The 21,241-nt window shown below is 74.1% G+C and carries 21 protein-coding genes; 10 read left to right on the forward strand and 11 right to left on the reverse strand.

The annotated features are described in order from the left end of the window. Positions 1-223: 223 nt before the first annotated feature. Positions 224-532: a hypothetical protein gene (locus AC3ERT_RS24500; protein ID WP_335970561.1), complete on the reverse strand. Its 309-nt coding sequence runs from the start codon at positions 530-532 to the stop codon at positions 224-226. A gap of 220 nt (positions 533-752) precedes the next feature. Between AC3ERT_RS24500 and AC3ERT_RS24505 the strand changes: the two genes are divergently transcribed. The 3 genes from AC3ERT_RS24505 to AC3ERT_RS24515 are packed head-to-tail and all read left to right on the forward strand — an operon-like array spanning position 753 to position 3,788. Continuing rightward, a complete protein-coding gene (locus AC3ERT_RS24505; RefSeq protein ID WP_435176829.1) occupies positions 753-2,264 on the forward strand; it encodes an MFS transporter in 1,512 nt (503 codons plus the stop codon). After that, complete coding sequence (locus AC3ERT_RS24510) at positions 2,254-3,249, forward strand: RNA polymerase subunit sigma-70 (RefSeq protein WP_435176831.1); 996 nt, start codon at positions 2,254-2,256, stop codon at positions 3,247-3,249. The genes AC3ERT_RS24505 and AC3ERT_RS24510 overlap by 11 nt, the downstream gene beginning before the upstream one ends. Then, the gene (locus tag AC3ERT_RS24515) at positions 3,246-3,788 is read left to right on the forward strand and encodes a maleylpyruvate isomerase N-terminal domain-containing protein (RefSeq protein ID WP_435128573.1); all 543 of its coding nucleotides are present in this window, start codon (positions 3,246-3,248) and stop codon (positions 3,786-3,788) included. The genes AC3ERT_RS24510 and AC3ERT_RS24515 overlap by 4 nt, the downstream gene beginning before the upstream one ends. 41 nt (positions 3,789-3,829) lie before the next feature. Here the strand turns inward: AC3ERT_RS24515 and AC3ERT_RS24520 are convergent, their stop codons facing one another. The 4 genes from AC3ERT_RS24520 to AC3ERT_RS24535 all read right to left on the reverse strand — a co-directional run bounded on the left by AC3ERT_RS24520 (position 3,830) and on the right by AC3ERT_RS24535 (position 7,632). Beyond that, the gene (locus AC3ERT_RS24520) at positions 3,830-4,489 is read right to left on the reverse strand and encodes a response regulator (protein WP_435128576.1); all 660 of its coding nucleotides are present in this window, start codon (positions 4,487-4,489) and stop codon (positions 3,830-3,832) included. Next, the gene (locus AC3ERT_RS24525; protein WP_435176839.1) at positions 4,486-5,658 is read right to left on the reverse strand and encodes a sensor histidine kinase; all 1,173 of its coding nucleotides are present in this window, start codon (positions 5,656-5,658) and stop codon (positions 4,486-4,488) included. Before AC3ERT_RS24525 ends, AC3ERT_RS24520 begins: the two co-directional genes overlap by 4 nt. Before the next feature lie 11 nt (positions 5,659-5,669). Continuing rightward, complete coding sequence (locus tag AC3ERT_RS24530; RefSeq protein ID WP_435128579.1) at positions 5,670-6,512, reverse strand: CPBP family intramembrane glutamic endopeptidase; 843 nt, start codon at positions 6,510-6,512, stop codon at positions 5,670-5,672. 235 nt (positions 6,513-6,747) lie between these two features. Then, a complete protein-coding gene (locus tag AC3ERT_RS24535; RefSeq protein ID WP_435128582.1) occupies positions 6,748-7,632 on the reverse strand; it encodes a UbiA prenyltransferase family protein in 885 nt (294 codons plus the stop codon). A 434-nt stretch (positions 7,633-8,066) separates the two neighbouring features. On the opposite strand from AC3ERT_RS24535, the gene AC3ERT_RS24540 reads away from it, so the two are divergent. Beyond that, positions 8,067-8,780, forward strand: coding sequence for an SDR family NAD(P)-dependent oxidoreductase (locus AC3ERT_RS24540; RefSeq protein WP_435176833.1), 714 nt, complete (start codon positions 8,067-8,069; stop codon positions 8,778-8,780). A gap of 49 nt (positions 8,781-8,829) precedes the next feature. On the opposite strand, the gene AC3ERT_RS24545 is transcribed toward AC3ERT_RS24540, so the two are convergent. Together AC3ERT_RS24545 and AC3ERT_RS24550 are read right to left on the reverse strand one after the other, a co-directional pair. Beyond that, the gene (locus AC3ERT_RS24545; RefSeq protein ID WP_335970547.1) at positions 8,830-9,531 is read right to left on the reverse strand and encodes a response regulator; all 702 of its coding nucleotides are present in this window, start codon (positions 9,529-9,531) and stop codon (positions 8,830-8,832) included. Continuing rightward, on the reverse strand, positions 9,528-10,625 hold the full coding sequence (locus tag AC3ERT_RS24550; protein ID WP_335970545.1) for a sensor histidine kinase: 1,098 nt from the start codon (positions 10,623-10,625) through the stop codon (positions 9,528-9,530). Before AC3ERT_RS24550 ends, AC3ERT_RS24545 begins: the two co-directional genes overlap by 4 nt. A 346-nt stretch (positions 10,626-10,971) precedes the next feature. On the opposite strand from AC3ERT_RS24550, the gene AC3ERT_RS24555 reads away from it, so the two are divergent. Further along, positions 10,972-11,628, forward strand: a complete 657-nt coding sequence (locus AC3ERT_RS24555) for a LuxR C-terminal-related transcriptional regulator (RefSeq protein WP_335970544.1) — start codon at positions 10,972-10,974, stop codon at positions 11,626-11,628. Between the two features lie 74 nt (positions 11,629-11,702). Here the strand turns inward: AC3ERT_RS24555 and AC3ERT_RS24560 are convergent, their stop codons facing one another. Further along, on the reverse strand, positions 11,703-12,704 hold the full coding sequence (locus AC3ERT_RS24560) for an aldo/keto reductase (protein ID WP_335970541.1): 1,002 nt from the start codon (positions 12,702-12,704) through the stop codon (positions 11,703-11,705). A 282-nt stretch (positions 12,705-12,986) separates the two neighbouring features. Between AC3ERT_RS24560 and AC3ERT_RS24565 the strand changes: the two genes are divergently transcribed. The 4 genes from AC3ERT_RS24565 (at position 12,987) to AC3ERT_RS24580 (ending at position 17,952) form a co-directional block, all read left to right on the forward strand. After that, positions 12,987-14,594, forward strand: a complete 1,608-nt coding sequence (locus AC3ERT_RS24565) for an MFS transporter (RefSeq protein ID WP_435128590.1) — start codon at positions 12,987-12,989, stop codon at positions 14,592-14,594. A 103-nt stretch (positions 14,595-14,697) separates the two neighbouring features. Next, positions 14,698-15,465, forward strand: coding sequence for an SDR family oxidoreductase (locus AC3ERT_RS24570; RefSeq protein WP_435128593.1), 768 nt, complete (start codon positions 14,698-14,700; stop codon positions 15,463-15,465). A 79-nt stretch (positions 15,466-15,544) separates the two neighbouring features. Next, positions 15,545-17,023 (forward strand): FAD-dependent oxidoreductase, encoded by a 1,479-nt coding sequence (locus tag AC3ERT_RS24575; RefSeq protein WP_435128596.1) that lies wholly within the window; start codon positions 15,545-15,547, stop codon positions 17,021-17,023. Beyond that, complete coding sequence (locus AC3ERT_RS24580; protein ID WP_335970535.1) at positions 17,023-17,952, forward strand: helix-turn-helix transcriptional regulator; 930 nt, start codon at positions 17,023-17,025, stop codon at positions 17,950-17,952. The genes AC3ERT_RS24575 and AC3ERT_RS24580 overlap by 1 nt, the downstream gene beginning before the upstream one ends. Here the strand turns inward: AC3ERT_RS24580 and AC3ERT_RS24585 are convergent. Genes AC3ERT_RS24585 through AC3ERT_RS24595 form a run of 3 tightly spaced genes read right to left on the reverse strand, consistent with a single transcriptional unit; the run spans position 17,900 to position 20,152 of the window. Beyond that, positions 17,900-18,754 (reverse strand): SDR family NAD(P)-dependent oxidoreductase, encoded by an 855-nt coding sequence (locus AC3ERT_RS24585; protein WP_435176835.1) that lies wholly within the window; start codon positions 18,752-18,754, stop codon positions 17,900-17,902. The genes AC3ERT_RS24580 and AC3ERT_RS24585 overlap by 53 nt on opposite strands. Then, positions 18,751-19,119: a cupin domain-containing protein gene (locus AC3ERT_RS24590; protein WP_435128600.1), complete on the reverse strand. Its 369-nt coding sequence runs from the start codon at positions 19,117-19,119 to the stop codon at positions 18,751-18,753. Before AC3ERT_RS24590 ends, AC3ERT_RS24585 begins: the two co-directional genes overlap by 4 nt. Next, positions 19,109-20,152 (reverse strand): phosphotriesterase family protein, encoded by a 1,044-nt coding sequence (locus tag AC3ERT_RS24595; RefSeq protein ID WP_435128603.1) that lies wholly within the window; start codon positions 20,150-20,152, stop codon positions 19,109-19,111. Before AC3ERT_RS24595 ends, AC3ERT_RS24590 begins: the two co-directional genes overlap by 11 nt. A 264-nt stretch (positions 20,153-20,416) precedes the next feature. Between AC3ERT_RS24595 and AC3ERT_RS24600 the strand changes: the two genes are divergently transcribed. Beyond that, a complete protein-coding gene (locus AC3ERT_RS24600) occupies positions 20,417-21,139 on the forward strand; it encodes an SDR family oxidoreductase (protein WP_335970527.1) in 723 nt (240 codons plus the stop codon). Positions 21,140-21,241: the final 102 nt, after the last annotated feature.

The raw sequence follows: 21,241 nt of genomic DNA on the forward strand, positions 1-21,241 counted from the left end.
CGGCTCGGGCGGACCGCACGCCACCAACGGCACGGCCGCCGGGGCGCTTCCTCGCACGGCCCCCGCCGCGCCCCGCGTCATGATCTTCCCAGGTGCGCGTTCCGCCGCAATCCCCGGGGAACCAAAAGGCCGGGAAAAGCGTCTCGGGCCGCCGCTACGGGCAACACACCTCCCTCCGCGGCGAGTTCTCCCGCACCGCGGCGGACCCGTCACACGTCACGCGTCACACGCCGAGGAAGCGGTACGCGCCGACGAGCGCGGCCTCGCCGCGGGTGAGGGTGCCGGGCACGACGCGGTCGCCGATGCCGCGCTGGAACTCCTGGAAGGCGCTCGCCGTCCGCAGCGGGTCGCCCGCGCCCTCGGTGAGCGCGACGTGGACGAAGGTCACGCCGTCGTCGAGCCGGAAGGTCGCGTACCGCAGACCGCCGGGTTCGCCCGCGGCCAGTTCGGCGTAGACCTTCTCCACCAGCCGCTGGTTCTCCTCGGCGGCCTCGGCCCGTACCTGGTACCTGATGATCGCGATCGTGCTCATGAACGGCCTCCGTCGGGTCTCCCGCGCCGGCCCGGATGCCGGGGCGGTGTGCGTCCTCTCCTTCTTCGACCCCGGCCGCGGGCGCGGTTCACCGGTCGCGGGCCCGGGAAGCCGTCCGCAACCCGACCGCAACCCGAAGAGTCCTCCCGCCGACCGGTGAACGAGGCGGCCCCCGCGAGTCGATACCGCCAGGCCCCCTTTACCGGAAGGACCACTCACCATGAGCATCACCGCGCGGCCGGGACCGCCCGCGCCGCTGGGCTGGGTACTCGCCGCCACGGCGGCGGCCAGCCTGATCGTCGCCCTCGACCAGCTCGTCGTCGCCACCGCCCTCCAGACGATCCGCCATGACCTCGGCGCGTCCATGGCCGGACTGGAGTGGACGGTCAACGCGTTCAGCCTCAGCTTCGCCGCGCTGATGATCCCCGGCGCGGAACTCGGCGACCGGATCGGCCGCAAACGGGCCTATCTGCTCGGCCTGATCGTCTTCGCGCTGGCCTCCGCGGCCTGCGCGCTCGCGCCGAACGTCGGGACCCTGATCGCCGCCCGGGTCGTCCAGGGCGCCGGCGGGGCGCTGATCCTGCCCGCCTCGCTCGCGCTGCTCACCGCGGCGACGCCCGGCCACCGGCGCGGCACCGTGATGGGGATCTACGCCGCCGTCACCGGACTGGCCGTCGTCGGCGGTCCGTTGGTCGGCGGCGCGGTGGCCCAGGGCCTTGCCTGGCAGTGGATCTTCTGGATCAACGTCCCGCTGATCGCGCTCGTCCTGGTCGTCGCGTCGGCCAAGCTGACCGAGGAGAAGGGCGGTTCGACCCGGCCCGACCTGCTGGGCCTGCTGCTGGCCGCGGGGTCGATGTGCGCGATCGTGTGGGGTCTGGTCCGCTCCGGCGCGGCCGGCTGGTCCGGAGCGGAGGTGGTGGGCACCCTGACCGGCGGCGCGGTGCTGCTGGCGGCGTGTATCGGGTGGGAACTGCGGGCGCGCCGGCCGATGCTGCCCATGCGGCTGTTCGGGAACCGCTCGTTCGCGGCCGGCAACCTGTCGGCGCTGCTGCTCACCGCGTCGCTGTTCGCCACCGTCTTCTTCCTCGCCCAGTTCCTCCAGGTAGCCCTGGGCAACTCGCCGCTCGGCGCGGGCGTCCGGTTCCTGCCGTGGACGGTGCCGCTGTTCTTCGTCGCCCCCGTCGCCGGCCGGTTGCAGGACCGGATCGGTGCCCGGGTGCTGATCTCGGCGGGGCTGGCGCTCCAGGGCGCCGGGCTGGTCTGGCTGGCGGTCGCGGCCCACCGGCACGGCCCGTACGGCGAGATGGCCGCGGCCCTGATGGCCTCCGGGGTCGGCACCTCCATGGCGATGCCGGCCCAGCAGACCGCGGTAATGAGCGCGGCGCCGCCCTCGTCGATGGGGAAGGCGGCCGGCACGTTCAACACGGTGCGGCAGGTCGGCGGGGCGCTCGGCATCGCGGTGGCCGCGGCGGTGTTCGCCGCACACGGCAGCGACCGCTCCCCGGCGGACTTCACCGACGGGTTCACCGCGGCGATCGCCACGACGGCGGTCCTCGCCTTCGCCGGCGCGGTGACCGGCCTGTTCGCGCCGGGACGCGCGAAGCGTACGGGTGCGGGTACGGATGCGGATGCGGGTGCGGGTTCCCGTACGGGAGCGGGGCCGGGCGCGGAGACGCACGACGGCGCCGCGGCCAAGTCTGCTGGCGTGGAAGGGGAGTTCGATGTCAGGTGACGCCGACACGCCGACCGGCGGCCCCTTCGCCGAACTGGCCGACCCCTACCGGGGCGAGCTGCTCGCGCACTGCTACCGCATGGTCGGCTCCCTGCACGACGCCGAGGACCTGGTCCAGGAGACGCTGCTGCGGGCCTGGCGCGGCTACCCGAAGTTCAACGGCCGCTCCTCGCTGCGGACCTGGCTGTACCGCATCGCCACCAACACCTGCCTCACGGCGCTCGGCAGCACCCACCGCCGGGTGCTCCCCTCCGGCCTCGGCACCGGGGTGCCCGACGCCGGTCCTGCCGAACTCCCGCACCTGGACCACGTCTCGTGGCTGGAGCCCGCGCCGACGTCCGCGCTCGCCGGGCCGGCGCGGGCGGACGACCCGGCCACGGTCGTGGCACTGCGGGACAGCACCCGGCTCGCGCTGGTCGCCGCCTTCCAGAAGCTCCCGGTGCGGCAGCGCGCCGCCCTGCTGCTGGTCGAGGTGGTCGGCTACACCCCGGCGGAGGCGGCGGAGGCGCTGGGGGTGACCGTCACCGTCGTCCGCAGCCTGCTCCAGCGGGCACGGGCGACCCTGGCCGTCGACGTGCCGGTGCAGGACCGGGTGGTCGCCCCGCCCGACCTGGACTCCGGTCTGCTGCACCGCTACCTGCGGGCGTTCGAGGCCGCGGACGTGGCGGCGCTGGCCGAACTCCTCGTGGCGGACGTGGAGTACGAGATGCCGCCGATCCCCGTCTGGTTCCGCGGCCGCGCGGCCGTGCTCGACCACCATGTCCGCCGGGTGTTCAGCCGGGCCCGCCGGGGCCTGGCGACGTCGGCGAACGGCTACCCGGCGGTCGCGACGTACACCGAGGCGGACGACGGGACGTTCACCGCGCACGCCATCCAGGTGGTCGAGCCGCGCGACGGGCTGGTGGCGCGGATCACCGTGTTCCTCGGGGACGGGCTGTTTCCGGGCTTCGGGCTGCCGTTGACGCTGCCGCCGCGGCGGCCATGACCGGGGCACCGCACGCGCTCGACCTCCTCGTCCGGTCCGCCCGCGTCATGCGGGGCTGCCTGAACGGGGCCCTGCGGGCCGATCCGGCCGGCCCCACCCCGTGTTCCGCCTGGGACCTGGGCACGCTGGTGCTGCACGTCGCGGACTCGGCCGAGGTGCTGGCCGAACTCCTCGGCGACGGCGGCCCCGTGCCCGTCTCCCGGACGGACGTCGGCTGCGTCCGGGCCGGGTCGGCGGTCGAGGAGCTGATCACGGTGGCCGGGCGGGCGCCGCGCGGGCGGCGGGACGTCGAGCTGACCGCGCTGACCGGTGCGTTCGAACTGGCCGTGCACGCCTGGGACATCGGCGCGTCGACCGGTGTGCCGGCGCCGCTGCCCGCGGACCTCGCGAGCACCCTGCTCGCGCTGGCCCCGGTCGTGCTGGGCGATGTCGAACGCGCGGGGCTCTTCGGCGCCGGCCGGCCGCCGTCGCCGGCGCAGTGCACCGACACCGACCGGCTGCTCGCGCTGTTCGGCCGGTGCGGCACGTCCGCCCGCTGACCGCGTCCCCCGCCGGCGGGGGACGCGGTCAGCGGGCGGAATCAGGTCACCAGGCCCTGGCGGTAGGCGTAGACGACGGCCTGGACGCGGTCGCGGAGGTGCAGCTTGGCGAGGATGCGCGAGACGAACGTCTTCACGGTCTCCTGGCTGATGGTGAGGGCCGCGGCGATCTCGCTGTTGGACAGCCCCTCGGCGATCAGCCGCAGCACCTCCGTCTCCCGCGGCGTGAGCGGCGTCTGCGGGGCCGGTCCGTCGGCGGGGCGGATACGGGCGGCGTAGCGGCCGACGAGCTGCCGGGTCACCTCCGGGTCCAGGAGGGCCGCGCCGGAGGCGACCGTCCTGATGCCGCTGAGCAGCCGGGCCGGCGGGGCGTCCTTGAGCAGGAAACCACTGGCACCGGCGCGCAGCGCCTCGTAGACGTACTCGTCGAGGTTGAAGGTGGTCACCACGAGCACCTTGACGGGGTGCGCGACGCCCGCGCCGGCCAGTTGCCGAGTGGCCTCGATGCCGTCGAGCACCGGCATGCGCACGTCCATCAGGACGAGGTCGGGGCGCAGCCGCCCGGCGAGGTCGACGGCGGTCCGGCCGTCGCCGCACTCGCCGACGACCTCCAGGTCGGGCTGGGCGCCGATGATCGTCACCAGGCCGGTGCGGACCAGCATCTGGTCGTCGCAGACCAGCACGCGGATCGGGGCGCTCACGACGGGCTCCCGGCGGGTATCCGCGCGTGGACGACGAAGCGGCCGTCGGGGCCGGGGCCGGCGCTGAACTCGCCGCCCAGGACGCCGACGCGTTCGCGCAGCCCGGCCAGGCCGCGGCCGCTGCCGCCGAGTTCCGCGGCGCGGGCGGCCCCGGCGGCGCGGGCCGCGGTCGGCGCGGTGCCGGGCCCCGGGTCGGTGCCGACCTCCACGGTGATCTCCTTCCCGGCGTGCCGCACGCGGACCGACGTACGGCTGCCGTGGGCGTACTTGAGGGCGTTGGTGAGGGCTTCCTGGACGACGCGGTAGGCGACCAGGTCGGAGCTGCCGGCCGGTTCTGGCGGGGCGCCCTCCTCGGTGAACTCCACCGGCTGGCCGGCCCGTCGGGTCTGCTCGACGAGGGTGGCCAGCCGCCCGACGACCGGGGTGCGGTCGCCGGCCGGCTGGTAGGGGTCCAGCAGGTCCAACAGGTGCCGCAGGTCGGCGGCCGCCAGCCGGCCGGTGTCGGTGACCGCCGACAGGGCCTGGTCGAGCCGGTCCGGGTCAGCGGTCAGATAGCGCGCGGCTTCGGCCTGGACGACCATCGCCGTGACGTGGTGGGTCACCACGTCGTGCAACTCGCGGGCGATGCGGGTGCGTTCGGCGCTGCGGGTGTCCTCGGCGACGCGGCGGCGGCGCTCGGCCTCCGCGGCCCGGTTGGCGCGCAGCCAGGCGCCCGCGCCCCAGGCCAGGGCCAGTGCGAGGTAGAACGCCACGAAGCCGCTGGCGGACTCGCCGTCGGCGATCCGGGCCAGCGCCACCGCCAGCGCCGCGTAGCCGGCGGTGAACGCCGCTGCGACCAGGCGACGTCGGCCTCCCACGCGGTATCCCGCGAGCAGCAGGGCCAGCGGCAGCGCGGTGCCGGCCACCGAGTGGTAGCCGCGCAGCTGGTCGACGCAGAAGCCCGCCGAGACCAGCGCGAGGCAGTGCACGGGCCACCGGCGGCTGAGGACGAGCGGCAGGCACTCCAGGGCGATCGTGACGACCGCCAGGGCGCCGAAGTGGCGGTCGGCCACGCCGCCGAGCTGCGTCCCGTGGCCGTGCGGCTCGGCGAGCAGGGACGCGGCGAGCAGGCCGGGCCCGAGCGGGACGTACCAGGTGGCAGCGCCGACCCGCCGCCACCGCTGCGGCATCGGGACTTGGGTCACCGGGCGACTGTAGCGGCGGCCGGGACGGCGGCGGCGACGCGCCGGCGCGGGGGCAGGACGTGGCCGCGGCGGCGGGCCAGCAGCAGGAAGCCGAGCGTCACCAGCGAGCAGAACACCACGGAGTACAGGCTGCCTTCGGGGCCGAAGGAGCCGCCGGTGACCAGCGCGTGGCCGGACGACGTGGTGGAGTCCAGCAGGCCCTTGCTCGCGCCGTTGCCGGAGGCTTCGGTGCTGAAGACGCCGGACTCGGCGAAGTTCCAGGCGAAGTGCAGGCCGATCGGCACCCACAGCTTGCGGGTCGCTATGTAGGCGGCGCCGAGCATCCCGCCGCCCTCGATCGCGATGGCGACCGCGCCCCACACGGTGGCGTCGGCGTTGGTCAGGTGCTGCGCGCCGAACACCGCGCTGACGGCCACCAGCGCCGTCCAGGTGCCGAAGCGGCCCTCGATGATCCGCAGCAGCACACCGCGGAACATCAGTTCCTCCGTCGCGGCGGCCGCGGCCATGAAGCCGAACAGGCCGACGGCGCCGGTCACGCTGCCGCGGCCGTGCACGTGGTAGTAGCCCATGCCCGCGATGTCGGTGATCACCAGGCCGAACGCCACGGCGCCGATCAGCATGCCGCGGACTAGCCCGCCGGCCGCGCCCTGCCGGGAGACCTCCAGTGACGGCCGGTGCTCGGTCCGCCGCACCACCCAGCCGTAGACGAGCACCGCGAGCACCGCGGTGGCGACGCCGGCGGCGCACCTGGCCGGCCAGGCCCCCTCCACCGCACCGAGGACCTGCCCGCCGGCGAAGGCGACCACCGCCACCGCCCCGAGTTGCCACACCAGCTTCATCGACGCCACCCTCCGATCCCGACCGCGGCGGGTCCACCGCGGTTGACCGGAACGCTACGGAGCGGGCGGGCCGGAATCGTCACCATGAAGTGCGCACTCCCGCGTAGCTCCTGCGGGGGACGGCGGCACCGTCAGCGGCCCGATGGGGGGCCGTATCCCCTTGACGCGGCGGCCCCGGGCGCGCCGGTGGGGCTCCCCGCGGTCGGCGGGGAGCCCCAGGGCGGCCGGGGCCGGATCAGCCGTGGACCTGGCCGAGGAGGAAGCGGGCCAGCACCAGGAGCTGGACCGCGTACTGGGTGAACATGAAGGCCCGGTAGGGCAGTCGGCGCACCGCTCGGGTCGCGCCGTGGCGGGTGGTGGCGACCAGGACGGCCACCGCCGCACCGCCGAGCAGCAGCACCGCCGCCACCGGGACCAGGCTGGTGGCCCGCAGCAGGCTCGCCGTGAGGAAGCCGGCACCGATCAGGACCGCGTTCACCGCGGTCAGTGCCCGGGTGCGCACCTCGCCCCAGACGATGACGGGGGTCCGGCGGCCGCCGAGCGCGTCGCCCGCGACATCCGAGAGGTCCTTCGCCAGCGCCCCCACGCCCGCCATCCACAGCGACATGGCCGCGCCCAGCAGCAGCACCGGCAGGCCCGCGTGCCGGCCCCCCGCGCTCCAGCCGGCCGCGTAGGTGAGCACGCCCAGCCCCAGCACCAGCAGCGCGGTGGTGCTGCCGCGGCGCTTTCCGTGGAAGGGCGGGCCCGAGTAGGCGTAGCCGCACGCCAGGTGCAGCGCCACCAGCGGCAGCAGCACCCGGGCGTCGACCGCGGCCGCGAGCGCCAGCGACAGCACCGACGCGGCGGCGACCAGCGTGGTGGCGACCGGGGCGGGCAGCGCGCCGCGGGCGATCGGCCGGCTGGAGCCGTTGGCCCGGTCCTCGGTCACGTCCATCACGCCGTTGACGACGTAGACGGCCATGGTGGCCAGCGACCAGGCCGCGGCGGCCCACCACAGCCGGCCGTCCGCCGGCCCGCCGGACAGCGCGGCCGCCGCGAAGAAGCGCAGCATGAATACGACCTGGACGGCGGGCCGGGATTCGAGCAGAAAACCGTGCACGTGGTTCGCGAATGCGGCCACGCCGTTTCGCTGCGGGCGAGCCGCTCGAGTCAGTGCGATATCCGTCTGCATGGCTCGGACACTATGCGGGCAACCGGGGCGAATATATTCCTCGTCCGGGACACACGCGGGCGCACTGGAAGGGTTACGGGAAGTTCGCCCAAAGGAGTAGCCCGCACCGGGAACCGCGGTATGTCCGCAGGTCCGGACCAGGTGAGGGCCGGGTGCGGATCGGGTGAAGGACGGGTGAGATCAGGCCGGGAACCCGCTGCCGGACCAGGTGCGTGCCGCTGTGGTGGCAGCGCGCATGTCACTTTCGGGGCATCGGCCCGCCGATTACGGAGCAGCCCCGCCCCGGCGCGCTCCACCGTCGAATAGCGTGGGACCACGCAGGCCGGTGCAGCCCTGCCGGGACGGGCGAACGGCTGCCGGCGCTTCCGGAAAAGGAGATTCCTGTGTCGACATCCCCCCACCCCGTGGCGATAGTGACCGGAGCCGGCCGTGGCGTCGGCGCCGCCGTGGTACGGCGGCTGGCGGCACGGCAGTTCGCGGTGGCGGCAATCGACCTGAAGGAGTCGTGGTGCGTCGGCACCCTCGACGCGATGGTCGAACACCGGGCGTCGGTACGGGCGTTCGGCGCCGACCTCGGCTTCCTGCACGAGGCGGAGGCCGCGGTGCTGCGCGTGGTGGAAGCCCTGGGCCCGCCCAGCGTGGTGGTCAACCTTCCCCAGCACGTGCGGCCCGCGGGGCAGTTGCGCCCGCTGGAGGAGGAGTCGGACTGGGACGGGGTGATCCGGGCCCGGCTGCGCGCACCCCTGCTGCTCAGCCGGGCGGCGCAGCGCCACCTGGTGGACAGCGGCCGGGGCCGGATCGTGAACGTGGTGCCGCCGCCGTCCACGCGGCCGCCGCATGTCACCGAACTGGTCTCCCGGGCCGGGCTGGACGCCATCACCCTGCTGCTCGCCGAGGAGTTGGGTCCCTTCGGGGTGTCGGCGGTCACCGTGGCCCCGGCCGGGCACCGGCCCCGGCGCGAGGGTGGCCGGGCCGGCGAGAAGCAGGTCGACGAGCTGGTCGAGGAGCTGGCCGCCGCCGTGGAGTTCCTGGTGTGCGACGCGGAACCCGACGTCACCGGGCGGCGGTTGGACCCGGCGGACTGCGTCGGCCGGTAGTGGTCGCGGAAGAGGTCACGGAAGAGGTCACGGAAGCGGCCGCCGTAGCTCAGCGGCGGCCTGTGGGCTCGGCCCCTGCTCCGGCGGCCCGCTGCGGGATCAGCGCCAGCGCCGTGGCCCGGTTGACCGCGTCGATCCGGGAGACGGCCTCCAGCTTGGCGAAGATGTTCCGCAGGTGCCGCTTGACGGTGCCCTCGGTGATGCCGAGGCGGCTGGCGATCTGCCGGTTGCTCAGCGCCTCCGCGACCAGCGTGATGACCTCCAACTCCCGTGTGGAAAGCGCCTCCTGGCCGGTCCGGGGGGCCGCGCCCGGGCGCAGGCTGTCCGGGGAGACGGAGATGGTGACGGTGTTCCGGCCGCCCGCGGACTGCCGGATCGCGGAGACCAGGGTGTGCCGTTCGGCGCCCTTGTGCAGATAGCCGCGCACCCCGAGCGAGAGCAGCTTCTGCACCAGCTGCTGCCCGTCGTACATGCTCAGCACGATGATCCGCAGCCCGGGCTGCTGGGCCAGGAGCCGGCGTACCGTCTCCGGCGGGTCGTTCTCGGGCATCTCGATGTCCAGCAGCAGCACGTCGGGCCGGTGCCGGCCGGCCAGGGCCACCGCCTCGGTGCCGCTGCCGGCCTGTGCGACCACCTCGAACCCGGGCTCGGTGTCCAGCAGTTCGCACAGGGCCTCGCGCAGCAGCACATGGTCGTCGGCGACCAGGATGCGGATCGGGTCCTCGCCGACGGGCTCGCTGACAGTGCTCATGGAGTTGCCTGCTCCTCACGGATGGGGACCCAGATGGTGACCCGGGTGCCGAGGCCCGGGGCGGAGTCGATGTGCAGGGTGCCGCCCACCAGGTCGGCCCGTTCCTGGAGGCTGAGCAGCCCGTTGGTCCGGCCGCCGGAGCGCACGGCACCGACGTCGAAGCCGGTGCCGTTGTCGATGACTTCTGCCTGGATCTCGTGCGGGGCGATGTCGATGTGCACCACGATGTTGGGCGCCGCGGCGTGCGTCCAGGCGTTGCGCAGGCACTCGCGGACCATGATGAACAGCTCCTCGGCGACCGGCGCCGGCACCCACTCGTCCAGGCCGCGCACCCACAGCTGCACCGGGGCGCCGGACTCGCCGAGGGAGGCGGCGAACCCTTTCAGCGCGGTCTCCAGCGAGCCCATGACGGCGGGCCGGCGCAGTTCGGTGACGAGTTCCCGGCTGCGGCCGATCGCCTCCAGCAGGGCGTCCTTGGACTGGCGGACGTGCCCGGAGAGCTGCTCGCCGGCGCGCTCGCGCTCGACCTCGTAGAGCTCGATCTTCCGGACCGCGAGGCTCAGCGCGTTGCCGATCTGGTCGTGGATCTCCCGGGCGAGCCGGCGGTGGTCCTGGTCGTGGATCTCCCGCACCCGGTGCAGCAGGAAGGAGTCGTAGCCGATCGAACCGGACTCCAGCCGCAGGCCGACGCCGTTCTGAAGGGCCCGCACGGCCTGGAGCAGCAGCGGCGCGGGGGCGCCCGCCGCGCACTCCTCCAGCGCGGTGAGCGCCAGGTCGGACAGGATCATGCCGGCCCGCACCGAGTGGGTCAGGTGCACGCCCTGCCGGACCCGTTCACTGCCCAGGTCCAGCACCTCGCTGATGTGGGTCTCGGTGACCGTGGCCGTACCCCGGGCGAGTGTTCCCGCGCAGTCGCCGAGGATACGCAGGGCCTGTAACTCGCACTGTTCCCACGCGGCCTGGTCGCACGCGAGCGGACTGTTCACCGCCAGCAGCCGGGCTCGGTAACCCGCCACCAACTCCGGTATCCGGGCAGTGAATTGCTCGGCGATTTCGCCGACCGGGCAGCCCTGGTCGGTCTGTTCGTTGTGCACGCTGCTCCCCCTGCCCGTGTCCGATGAAGGCCGGCGTGCATGCCCCTGTTTCGACGCTGAGCTGCGCCCAGCATAGCCGACCCGCTTCTTGCCAACAGGTGGCCCGGCAACCCGCGGTAAGAGTCCGGCGGGGAAACGCGTCCGCCGCCAATACGGGAAATGCCACCAGCGGGAGATCGGCCGCCCACCGGCGAGGCATCGGGCACTGCGCAGAAGGGAGAAGTCACGTTCCTCTTACGGTCAGCGGGGCCTTCCGCGGCAGGCGGGCGGGGTTAGCGTTCCCCTACCCAAGGGCGTCCGCCGGCGCCGACGGACCGGGCACCACTCACCCTGATGAGGAAACCCCATGTCCACTGAGGCTGTGCCGCCGCCGCTGTCCCGCTACCGCACCGTCGTGGTGGCCGACCCGTTCCCCCTTTCGCGTAACGCTCTGGCCGCGCTGCTGCGGCGGTCGGGCAGCGCGGACGTCGTGGTGGAGGTCGGCGACGCCGGTGCGGCGCTGCGCGGGATACGCGAGCGGCGTACCGACCTGCTCGTCACCAACCCCGACCTGACCGCGCCCGGCGACGGCATCGCGCTGTGCGAGCAGGTGAAGGCGCTCGCCCGGCCGGTGTCGGTGCTGGTCTTCTCCGCGTCCAGCGATCCCGGGCTGATGGCCCGCTGCATGATCGCGGGCGCCGACGGCTTCGTGCACCGGTCCGCGGACGCCGGGCAGTTGCTGCACTCCGTGGAGCTGCTCGCCGCCGGCCGCGGCGCCTGGTACCTCGGCCCGGACCGCGGTGACCGGCCGCCGCAGGCGCTGCTCCAGGCGTACGAGCCGCAGCTCGACGTACGGCTGACCGCCCGCGAGCAGGAGGTGCTGGGCCTGCTGCTGGCGCGCCGCTCCAACGACGAGATCGCCGCCGAACTGCACCTGGCCCGGCAGACGGTCAAGAACCATGTGAGCAACGTGCTGGGCAAGCTGGGCGTGGCGAACCGGCGCGAGCTGCTCGCCATGAGCTGACCGGTCGCCCGCTTGACCGGCCGCCCGCCGGACCGGCCCCGGGTGGGCGGGCCCGCAGGCAGCCGGACCTGCGGTCAGTCCTGCTCCACCGTGGCCAGCAGGTGCGGGGGGAAACGCTCCCCGGCGAACGCGCCGACCGGCAGCAGCTCCTCGATCCGGGCCAGTTGGGCCGCGTCGAGCACGACCTCGGCCGCCGCCGCGTTCACCGCCATGTGGTCCTGGCACTTGGCGCCCGGGATGGGTACGACGTCCTGCGCCCGCAGCCAGGCCAGCGCGAGTTGGGGCAGCGTGCAGCCGAACTCCCCCGCAAGCGCGGCGAGTTTGCCGACCAGTTCGCGGTTGGTCCCGAGGTTCTCCGCGCTGAACCGGGGCAGCCCGCTGCGCATGTCGCCGTCGGTCAGGTCGGCCCGCGAGGTGACCTCGCCGGAGAGCAGACCGCGGCTGAAGGGGCTGTAGGCGACGAACCCGATGCCCAACTCCCGTGCCGTCGGCAGCACCTGGCGCTCCGGGTCGCGGCTGGCCAGGGAGTACTCGCTCTGCACCGCGGTGATCGGGTGGACCGCGTGCCCGCGCTTGACCGTGGCCGCACCGGCCTCGGACAGCCCCAGGTAGCGCACCTTGCCGGCCCGCACCAGCTCCGCCATCGCGCCCACCGACTCCTCCACGGGCACCTGCGGGTCGATCCGGTGCAGGTAGTACAGGTCGACGCGGTCGGTCCGCAGCCGGCGCAGGCTCTCCTCGATGTCCCGCCGGATCTGCTCGGGGCGGCCGTCCACCCGCACCCCGTCGGCGGTGCGCACCAGGCCGCACTTGGTGGCCAGCACCACCCGCTCGCGCCGCCCGCCGGCCAGCGCCTTGCCGACGATCTCCTCGCTGCGCCCGGCGCCGTACATCGCGGCCGTGTCCAGGAAGTCCATGCCCAGGTCCAGGGCGCCGTGGATGGTGCGGATCGACTCGGCCTCGTCCGTGCGGCCGTAGAACTCCGCCATGCCCATGCAGCCGAGTCCGACCGCGGAGACCTCAAGGACGCCGCCGAGCATGGCGCGGGGCAGTCGTCGTGACGACGTGTCGGTCATTTCTCCTCCTCGTGCTTCCGCTGGGGCTCCCATCCTGGCGCCGTACGCGGCGGCGGGCGTGGTGCCGCTGATGCCAGCACATGTGCCACCCCGGCCGGGCGGAATCCGGTACCCCCGGTAGCTGGCGCGCCGGCACCGGGGTACTCCTCCGCCCGGCCTGCGGGATTACCCGAAAGTGGTATCCGGGGGTATCCGAAGCGGAATTCACCCCGGGGCGCCGCGCTCCTAGGGTCGAAACACGATGCGAATTCACCGCACGAGTCTCTTTCCGAGGGGAAGTCGATGAAAGCCACATCGGCACCGGCACGGCACCCGGCCGTCATCCTGGTCACAGTGGTGCTGGCCTGCCTGCTTCTGCCCATCTCGCTGACCGGTGCTTCGGTGGCGATGCCAGGGGTGGCCGCGGATTTCCACAACAGCCTGGCCTCCAACCAGTGGATCGTGAACGGCTACGACCTCACGTTCGCCAGCTTCATGCTCGCCAGCGGCGCGTTCGCCGACAGGTTCGGCCGGCGGCGGGTCTTCCTGGTGGGCAGCGCCGTGTTCGCGTTCTGCTCGCTGCTGTCCGCGCTGGCCGGCGGCATCCTCATGCTCGACCTGGCCCGGGCCGTGGCCGGGATCGGCGCGGGCGCCGTGCTCACCTCCGGCAGCGCGGTGCTGGCCAACACCTTCGACGGCCCGGCCCGGGCCCGGGCGTTCGCCGTCTTCGGCACCACGGTCGGCATCGGGCAGGCGTTCGGCCCGTTCGTGTCCGGGGTGCTGTCCACCACGCTCGGCTGGCGGGCGGTCTTCCTGCTGCCCGCGATCGTCGGGGCCGGCGTGGTGGCGCTGGCCACCCTGCTGCCGGAGTCCCGCGACCCGGAGTCCACCCGGGTGGACTGGGCGGGCACCTTCACCCTCACCGGCGCGCTGGCGACCTTGATCGCGGCGCTGCTGGAGGGGCCGCAGTGGGGCTGGGCGTCGGCGTTCAACCTCGCCGCGTACGTGGTGTGCGTGCTGCTGTTCACCGCGTTCGTGGTGGTCGAGACGCGGCAGCGGCGGCCGATGGCCGACCTGTCGCTGCTGCGGCAGCCGCGGTTCGCCTCGCTGTGCGTGGCGACGGTCGCGATGGTCGCGGGCTTCACGCCGCTGCTGGTCTACCTGCCGAGCTACCTCACCGCCGTCAACGGCCAGACCACCATGCACGCCGGTGTGGACCTGCTGATGCTCACCGTGCCCACCGTCTTCATGCCGCTGGTCGCCGGCGCGCTGCTGCGGTGGATCGCGATCCGGCACCTGGTCACGGTCTCGGTCGGGCTGCCCGCGCTGGGCGTGGCCTGGCTGACGGTACTGCACCCGGGGATCGGCAACTGGGCGGTGCTCGGCCCGTACGCGCTGATCGGGATCGGGGTCGGGATCGCCTTCGGCGTGCAGGACGGCGCCGCGGTCTCCGCGGTGCACCCGGACCGGGCCGGGATGGCCGCCGGGATGTTCAACACGATGCGGCTGGGCGGTGAGGCGGTGGCCATCGCGGTGACCGGCACCCTCCTGGTCACCACCACCCGGATGCGGCTGGGCGGCAGCCTGGACGGCTTCACCGGCACGTACGGGCACCGGCCGGCCGCGCTGGCCGCCGTACTGAACCAGGGGCAGTTGGACGGTCCGGTGCGCAGCGTGCCGCCGTCGGCGCGCGGGGCGTTCCGGCAGGTCGCCGTCGACTCGTACACCGGCGGTCTGCACACGGTGATGTGGGTCATGGCCGGGTTCTGCGCGGCGGCCACGGTGCTCGTCGCGGTCGTCGGGTCCAGGACCCGGGAGCAGGCGGCGGTTCCGGCCGAGGCGGCCGTGCGCATCCCGGAGAAAGCCGAGGCCGCGCAGGCCGCCGCGCTCCCCGAGGCGGCCCGCACCTGACGCCGCAGGGCCCCGGTCGGCCCGCACCCACCGCTCCCCCCAACTCCCGTTCCCCCAGCCCCGGCGCGCCACCCGGCGCTCCCGACCAGGAAGGCGAAGGACCGTGAACCACGACGGCACCCGATTTCGCGGGCGGACCGCGCTCGTCACCGGAGCCAGCCGCGGCATCGGCCGCGCGGTGGCCGAACGGCTGGTCGCCGAGGGCGCCCGGGTGTGCCTGACCGGCCGCCGCGAGGACGCCCTGAAGCAGGCGGTCGAGGAACTGGGCGGCCCCGCCCACGCCTTGGCGGTCAGCGGGCACACCGGCGACCCCGACCACCAGGCCGAGGCCGTGGCCCGCACCCTCGACACGTTCGGGCGGCTGGACGTCCTGGTCAACAACACCGGCGTGAACCCGGTGTTCGGCCCGGTGCTCGACCTGCCGCCGGACGCGCTGCGGAAGGTCTTCGAGGTCAACGTGCTGGCCGCGGTGGGCTGGACGGCCCGGGCCCGGGACGCGTGGATGGGCGCGCACGGCGGCGCCGTGGTGAACATGACCGCGGTCGCCGGGCTGCGGCCCGCCACCGGCATCGGCGCCTACGGTGCCAGCAAGGCCGCGCTCATCCACCTGACCGCGCAGCTCGCCCAGGAGGTCGGGCCGCGGATACGGGTCAACGCCGTCGCCCCCGCCGTGGTCAGGACCCGCTTCGCGGCCAAGCTCTACGAGGACCGCGAGGAGAGCGTCGCGGCCGGCTACGCGCTGGGCCGGCTGGGCGTGCCCGAGGACATCGCCGCCGCGGTGGCCTACCTGGCGTCCTCCGACGCCGACTGGGTCACCGGGCAGACCCTCGCCGTGGACGGCGGCCTGATCAGCACCGGCGGCGGGATCTGACAGCGCGTCACCCCGCTTGCCGGCGGATCGGCAACAGCACAGCACACAGGAGACAGAGCAGGAAACGGAGAGGATGGCCATGTCCCAACCACCCGTCGCGATCGTGGGGGCCGGACCGGTCGGGCTCACCCTCGGCTGCGAACTGCTGCAGCGCGGGGTCCCGGTCCGGCTGCTGGAACGCGTCGACCGGCCGCACCCGCACGCCAAGGCCATCATCGTGTGGCCGCGCGGCCTGGAGGCGCTCGGCCGGGTCGGCGCCGCGGACGAGGTGGCGCGCCTGGGCCACGTCATCCGGGCGCAGAACTACCACTCGGGGCCGCGCCGCCTGGCCCGTACCCGCTTCGACAAGCTGCGCGGCACCCGCTACCCGTACGCGCTGTCCATCCCGCAGGAGCAGACCGAGCAGGTGCTGCGGGAGCGGTTCCGGGCGCTCGGCGGCACGATCGAGTTCGGGGTGCGGCTGGAGGACTTCCGGCAGCACGCCGACGGCGTCGAGCTGGCGCTGAGCACCCCGCAGGGCGCCCGCGGCGCCGAGTGCTCCTGGCTCGTCGGCTGCGACGGCGCGCACAGCACCGTGCGCGACCGGCTCGGTGTGCCCTTCACCGGGGCGTCCTACCCGCAGCAGTTCCTGCTCACCGACGGCGAGTGGCGCACGAGCCTCGCGCACGACGAGGCGCACTACTTCATGACACCCGCCGGGGTGCTGGTCGTGGTCGGCCTGCCGGGCGGGCTGTACCGGGCGTTCGTCAGCGTCGCCCCGGACGCCGAGGTGGCCGACCCGGCCGAGGTGGTGCGCCAGGCCGCCGCCGAGCGCTGCCCGGTGCCGTTCGACCTGGCCGGCGAGGGCCGCACCGGGGTCTTCCGGGTGCACCGGAAGATGGCCGAGCGGTGGCGGGTGGGGCGGGTGCTGCTGGCCGGCGACGCCGCGCACATCCACAGCCCGGCCGGCGGCCAGGGCCTCAACACCGGCCTGGAGGACGTCTCCGCGCTGGCCTGGCGGCTCGCCCCGGTCGTCCTCGGCGCCGCACCCCAGCGGTGCCTGGACGACTGGGAGCGCGAGCGGCTGCACGTGGCGCGCGGTGTGGTGCGCGACACCGACCAGCAGACCCGGCTGTGGATGCTGACCGGCTGGAAGGCCGCGGTGCGCGACACGCTGCTGCGCGGTGCGCAGCACGCCGGGCTGCTGGACCGGGTGGTGGTGCCGCGGCAGGCGCAGCTCACCCTGACCTATCCCGGCGCCGGGCGGCGCTCGGGGCGGATCACCGAGGGCGGGCGGCTGCCCGACCTGCCGCTGCCGCAGGGCGGCTGGCTGCATGACGTGCTCGGCGGCGAGGGCGACACCGTGCTGCTCTTCGGCGGCGGCGCCCCCGCGCCGGCCGCCTCCGCCGGCGGGGCCCCCGCGGTGCGGGCGGTCGAGTCGCCGCGGCTGCGCTCGGCGCTGCGGATACGATCCGGGACGGCCGTACGGGTCCGGCCGGACGCCGTGGTGACCCGCGTCGGCCGGTCCGCCGAGGACCTGCTGGGGGCCGCCGACGGAGCCGGACAGGAAGTGACGTGATGGACCACCCGCGACAGACGGACCTCCAGGAGCAGCAGCGCAGGGAGCTCGCCGGTTTCCTGCGCAGCCGGCGGGAGGCGCTGACCCCGCAGGAGGCCGGGGTGCCGCAGCCGTTCGGCCGGCGCCGCGCCAAGGGGCTGCGGCGGGAGGAGCTGGCCGCGCTCGCCGGGGTCAGCCTCACCTGGTACACGTGGCTGGAGCAGGCCCGCCGGATCAAGGTCTCCCGGCAGGTGCTGGCCAGCCTCGCCCGGGCCCTGAAGCTCGACCCGGTGGAGACCGACTACCTCTTCCGGCTGGCCGGTCAGCTGCCCCAGCCCGGCCCGGAGCAGCATGTGCGGGATGCCCGCGAACTGCCGGGCACCTACCTGGCGCTGCTGCGCCTGCTCGACCCGCTGCCCGCGCTGATCACCAACCAGCGTTTCGACGTGCTGGCGTGGAACGAGGGCCTGTGCGTGCTCTTCCCCTGGTTCGAGACGCTGCCGCCCGAGGAGCGGAACGTCCTGCTGATGACGTTCGACCCGCGCACCCAGGACCTGTACCCGGAGTGGGAAGACCACGCGCTGCACACGGTGGCCCTGTTCCGGGCGCAGGCCGCCGACCGCCTGGTGCAGCCGTCCTTCACCCGGCTGGTCGCCGAACTGGCGGAGCGCAGCGAGCTGTTCCGCACCCTGTGGCAGGGCATGGGCGTGGAGACCGCGCACCCGGACCGGCGGCGCTTCGACCACCCGGTGCTGGGCCGGATCGAGCTGGACTACGTCAAGCTGCACCTGGGCGACATCCAGGCGACGCTGGTGACGCACCTGCCCATCGCCCAGGAACGGGTGCTGGTGCAGCTCGGTGCGATGGTCGACGAGCGGCAGCGCGCCGGCGCCGCGGTCACCACACCGCCGCTTCCACTCCTTCCACACGGGACAGCAGGTTCGAGGTGAGGTCGGCCAGCCGCTGCTGGAAGCCCTTGTCGTAGGCGCGGCTGTGCGCCCGGGCGGTGGAAGTGCCGTTGAAGAACAGCCCGGTACGGCCGCGCTGCCCGGCGCGCACCGCGGTGAGCACCGCGCCCACGCCCTCGTCGACGCTCGTCCAGGGGGTGATCCCCGAGTCGTGGGTCATCGCGGTGTCCATGTAGGTCGCCGGGTGGCAGACGTTGACCTGGATGCCGTCGCGGCCGTACTGCTCGGCGGTGGCGAAGGTGAAGGCGGCCAGCGCGAACTTGCTGCGGGTGTACGCCTCCGAGCCGCTGTAGCCGTGGGTGAACTGCGGGTCGTCCAGCGGCAGCGGGGACTGGCCCACGGAGCCGATGTTGAGCACCTGGGCGCGGCCGGCGGCGCGCAGCGGGGCCCGCAGCATCCGGGTGAGCACCACCGGGGCCAGGTAGTTGACGGCGAGCCGCAGCTCGTAGCCGTCCGCGCTCAGCTCCCGGCGGCGCTGGTCGGCGCCGAAGCCGACGCCGGCGTTGTTGACCACCAGCTCCAGGCTGGGGTGGTCGGCGGCCACCCGCTGGGCCAGCTCGGCGCACTCGCGCAGCGAGGCGAGGTCGGCGAGGTAGGGGTGGGCGCGGTGGCCCGCGGCGCGCAGCTCGGCGACGACGGCGTCGGTGCGGCGCGCGTCGCGGCCGTGCACCAGTACGGTCCAGCCGCGCTCGGCCAGGGCCCACGCGACGGCGGTGCCGAGTCCTGAGGTGGCGCCGGTCACCAGGGCGGGGCCGGCGGGGGGTTCGAAGTGCTCGTCGCTCACGGCGCGCTTCCTTCCGGTCGCTGCGCCTCGCGCAGCTCGATGGCGACCATCACCAGGGGCTGGTCGGAGAGATTGCGGACATAGTGGCGCAGCGGCAGGGCCGACGCGTCGTTGTGCACGACCTGACCACTCATCAGGGTGCCGGTCTTGATCCGGTTGTCGTGCTCGTCGAGCGACTCGACGTACGCACCGGAGAGCACCACGGTGACCCAGGGGTGCCGGTGGGTGTGCAGAGGGCGGCGCTCGCCGGGCGGCACGTGCTCCACCCAGCACTTGACGTGCTCCTCGTCGACGAGGAGGTCGGTGCCCAGGCTCAGCCACGGCTCGTCGCCCGCGGCCGGGGGCGCGACGGCCTCAGACGGCATGGCGCACCTCCTGCGCGGCGGCCCGCACCGGGGTGCGCAGCAGCAGCCGCCGCGGGTTGTCGACCAGCAGGGTGGCGACCGCGGCCTCGTCCATGCCGGGTTCCTGGACGAGCTTGGGCAGCACCCGCTCGAACAGGTGGGTGTAGCTCCAGTCCGGCCACATCTCCTGGCGCTGCGCCAGGGTGACGTAGTCGATGTGCACCGCGTAGTCCTGGGAGACCAGCAGCTGGGCGAGGTGGCCGGCGCGGGCGAGCGCGGCCAGGGTCTCGTTGCGCTGCTCGTCGGGGGCGAACGGGACCATGCCGTACCGGTCGTAGCCGAGCATGCAGCCGGTGTCGGCGAGCGCGCGCAGGTAGCCGAGGTCCGGGGAGTCGCCGGCGTGCGCGATCACCACCCGCTCGGGGTCGACGCCCTCGCGCGCCAGCAGCCGGACCAGGTCGACGCCGTTGCCCTCGAACGGGTTGGAGTGGACCACGACGGGGACGCCGGTGCGGCGGTGCACCTCGGCGACGACCGCCGCCATCCGGTGGTCGTGGGCGGCGAGTTCGGCGTTCTCGCAGGCGAACTTGACCAGCCCGGCGCGCACTCCGGTGTCGCCGATGCCGTCGGTGATGTCCCCGGTCAGCAGCTCGACGAGCGGGTCCTCGGACTCCAGGTCGGTGCCCGGGCCGCGGAACCGCGCGAACAGCGGCACCCCGTCCAGGCTGTACACGCCGGTGGCGAGGACCACGTTGAGCGGGGTCTGCGCCGCCACGCGCAGCACCAGGTCGAGGTCGCGGCCCTGGCCGATGACCGTCATGTCCACCAGGGTGCGCACCCCGGCGTCGTAGGCGCGCTGCAACTGGGCGACGGCGCTGCGCACGCCGCCGGCCGCGTCCCACAGCGCGGGGTAGTTGGTCTGGAACTCCTGGCTGAGCACGAACATGTGCTCGTGCGAGAGCGTCACTCCGAGGCTGTCCGCCGGAACCGGTCCGCGAACGGTGTCGACGGTGGTGCCGGGGGCGCCTTCGGGGCGGGGAAATTCTGTCGTCATCCCGAGCCTCCTTCTCCGGGCCTGATTTCCGGCTTTCGGGTAAAGCCGATGCTTCATCATCGGCACCCCGCCGAGGCGGAGTCGAGGCCGGTGGCTGGTGCTCCGACCACCAGATGGGGGCCCGCCGCGAAGGTGGTGGTGAATCAACCAGTACAAGGAATTGCCTTCCTGGGGGATTCCGGCGGGCGGCAGTCTGAGGGCGCAAGGCCGGCGGGAGACGCGTCCGACGACCGCCGGGCAGCCACGTCACGATGGAGATGAACCATGCCTTCGAATTCCCTCTCCGGTACCCGCGTCGTCGTCATCGGCGGCAGCTCCGGCATCGGCAAGGCCGTCGCCCGCCAGGCCGCCGAGGCCGGCGCCGAGGTCACCATCGCCTCCCGCTCCCAGGACAAGCTGGAGCAGGCGGCGAAGGAGATCGGCGGCCAGGTGCGGACCGCGGTCGTCGACGTCACCGACGAGGAGAGCCTGCGCGCCTTCTTCGCCGGCGTCGACGCCCTGGACCACCTGGTGGTGTGCCCCGGCGACATGGCCACCGGCTCCGTCTACGAGGTCACCGCCGAGGACATCCGGCGCTGCCTCGACACCAAGATCGTCGGCCAGCTGCTCAGCGTCCGGCACGCCGGGCCGAAGCTCGCGGCGACCGGTTCGATCGTGCTGATCTCCGGCGGCGCCGGCTTCAAGGCGTACCCGGGCCTGACCGTCACCGCCGCGGCCAACGCGGGCATCGGCGCCATGGGCCAGTCGATGGCGCTGGAGCTGGCGCCGATCCGGGTGAACGTGGTGGTGGCCGGGTTGATCGACACCCCGCTGTGGTCGGGCCTGCCCGACGAGGCCCGCGAGGGCCTGTTCAAGTCCACCGCGGAGGCCACCCCGGTGGGCCGCGTCGGGCAGCCGGACGACGTCGCATCCGCGGTGCTCCAGGCGCTGGAGAACACCTTCGTCAACGGCTCGCTGATCCACGTCAACGGCGGCGGGCTGCTGTGACCGGCGGCAGCGGGGCCGGGGCCGGTGCGGACGCGCCGGCCCCGGCCCGGCCCGGCCCCGCGCCCGCGGGCCCCACCCCGGGGGCCCCCACGACGGGGGACG

This window comes from Actinacidiphila sp. bgisy145, assembly GCF_057708125.1.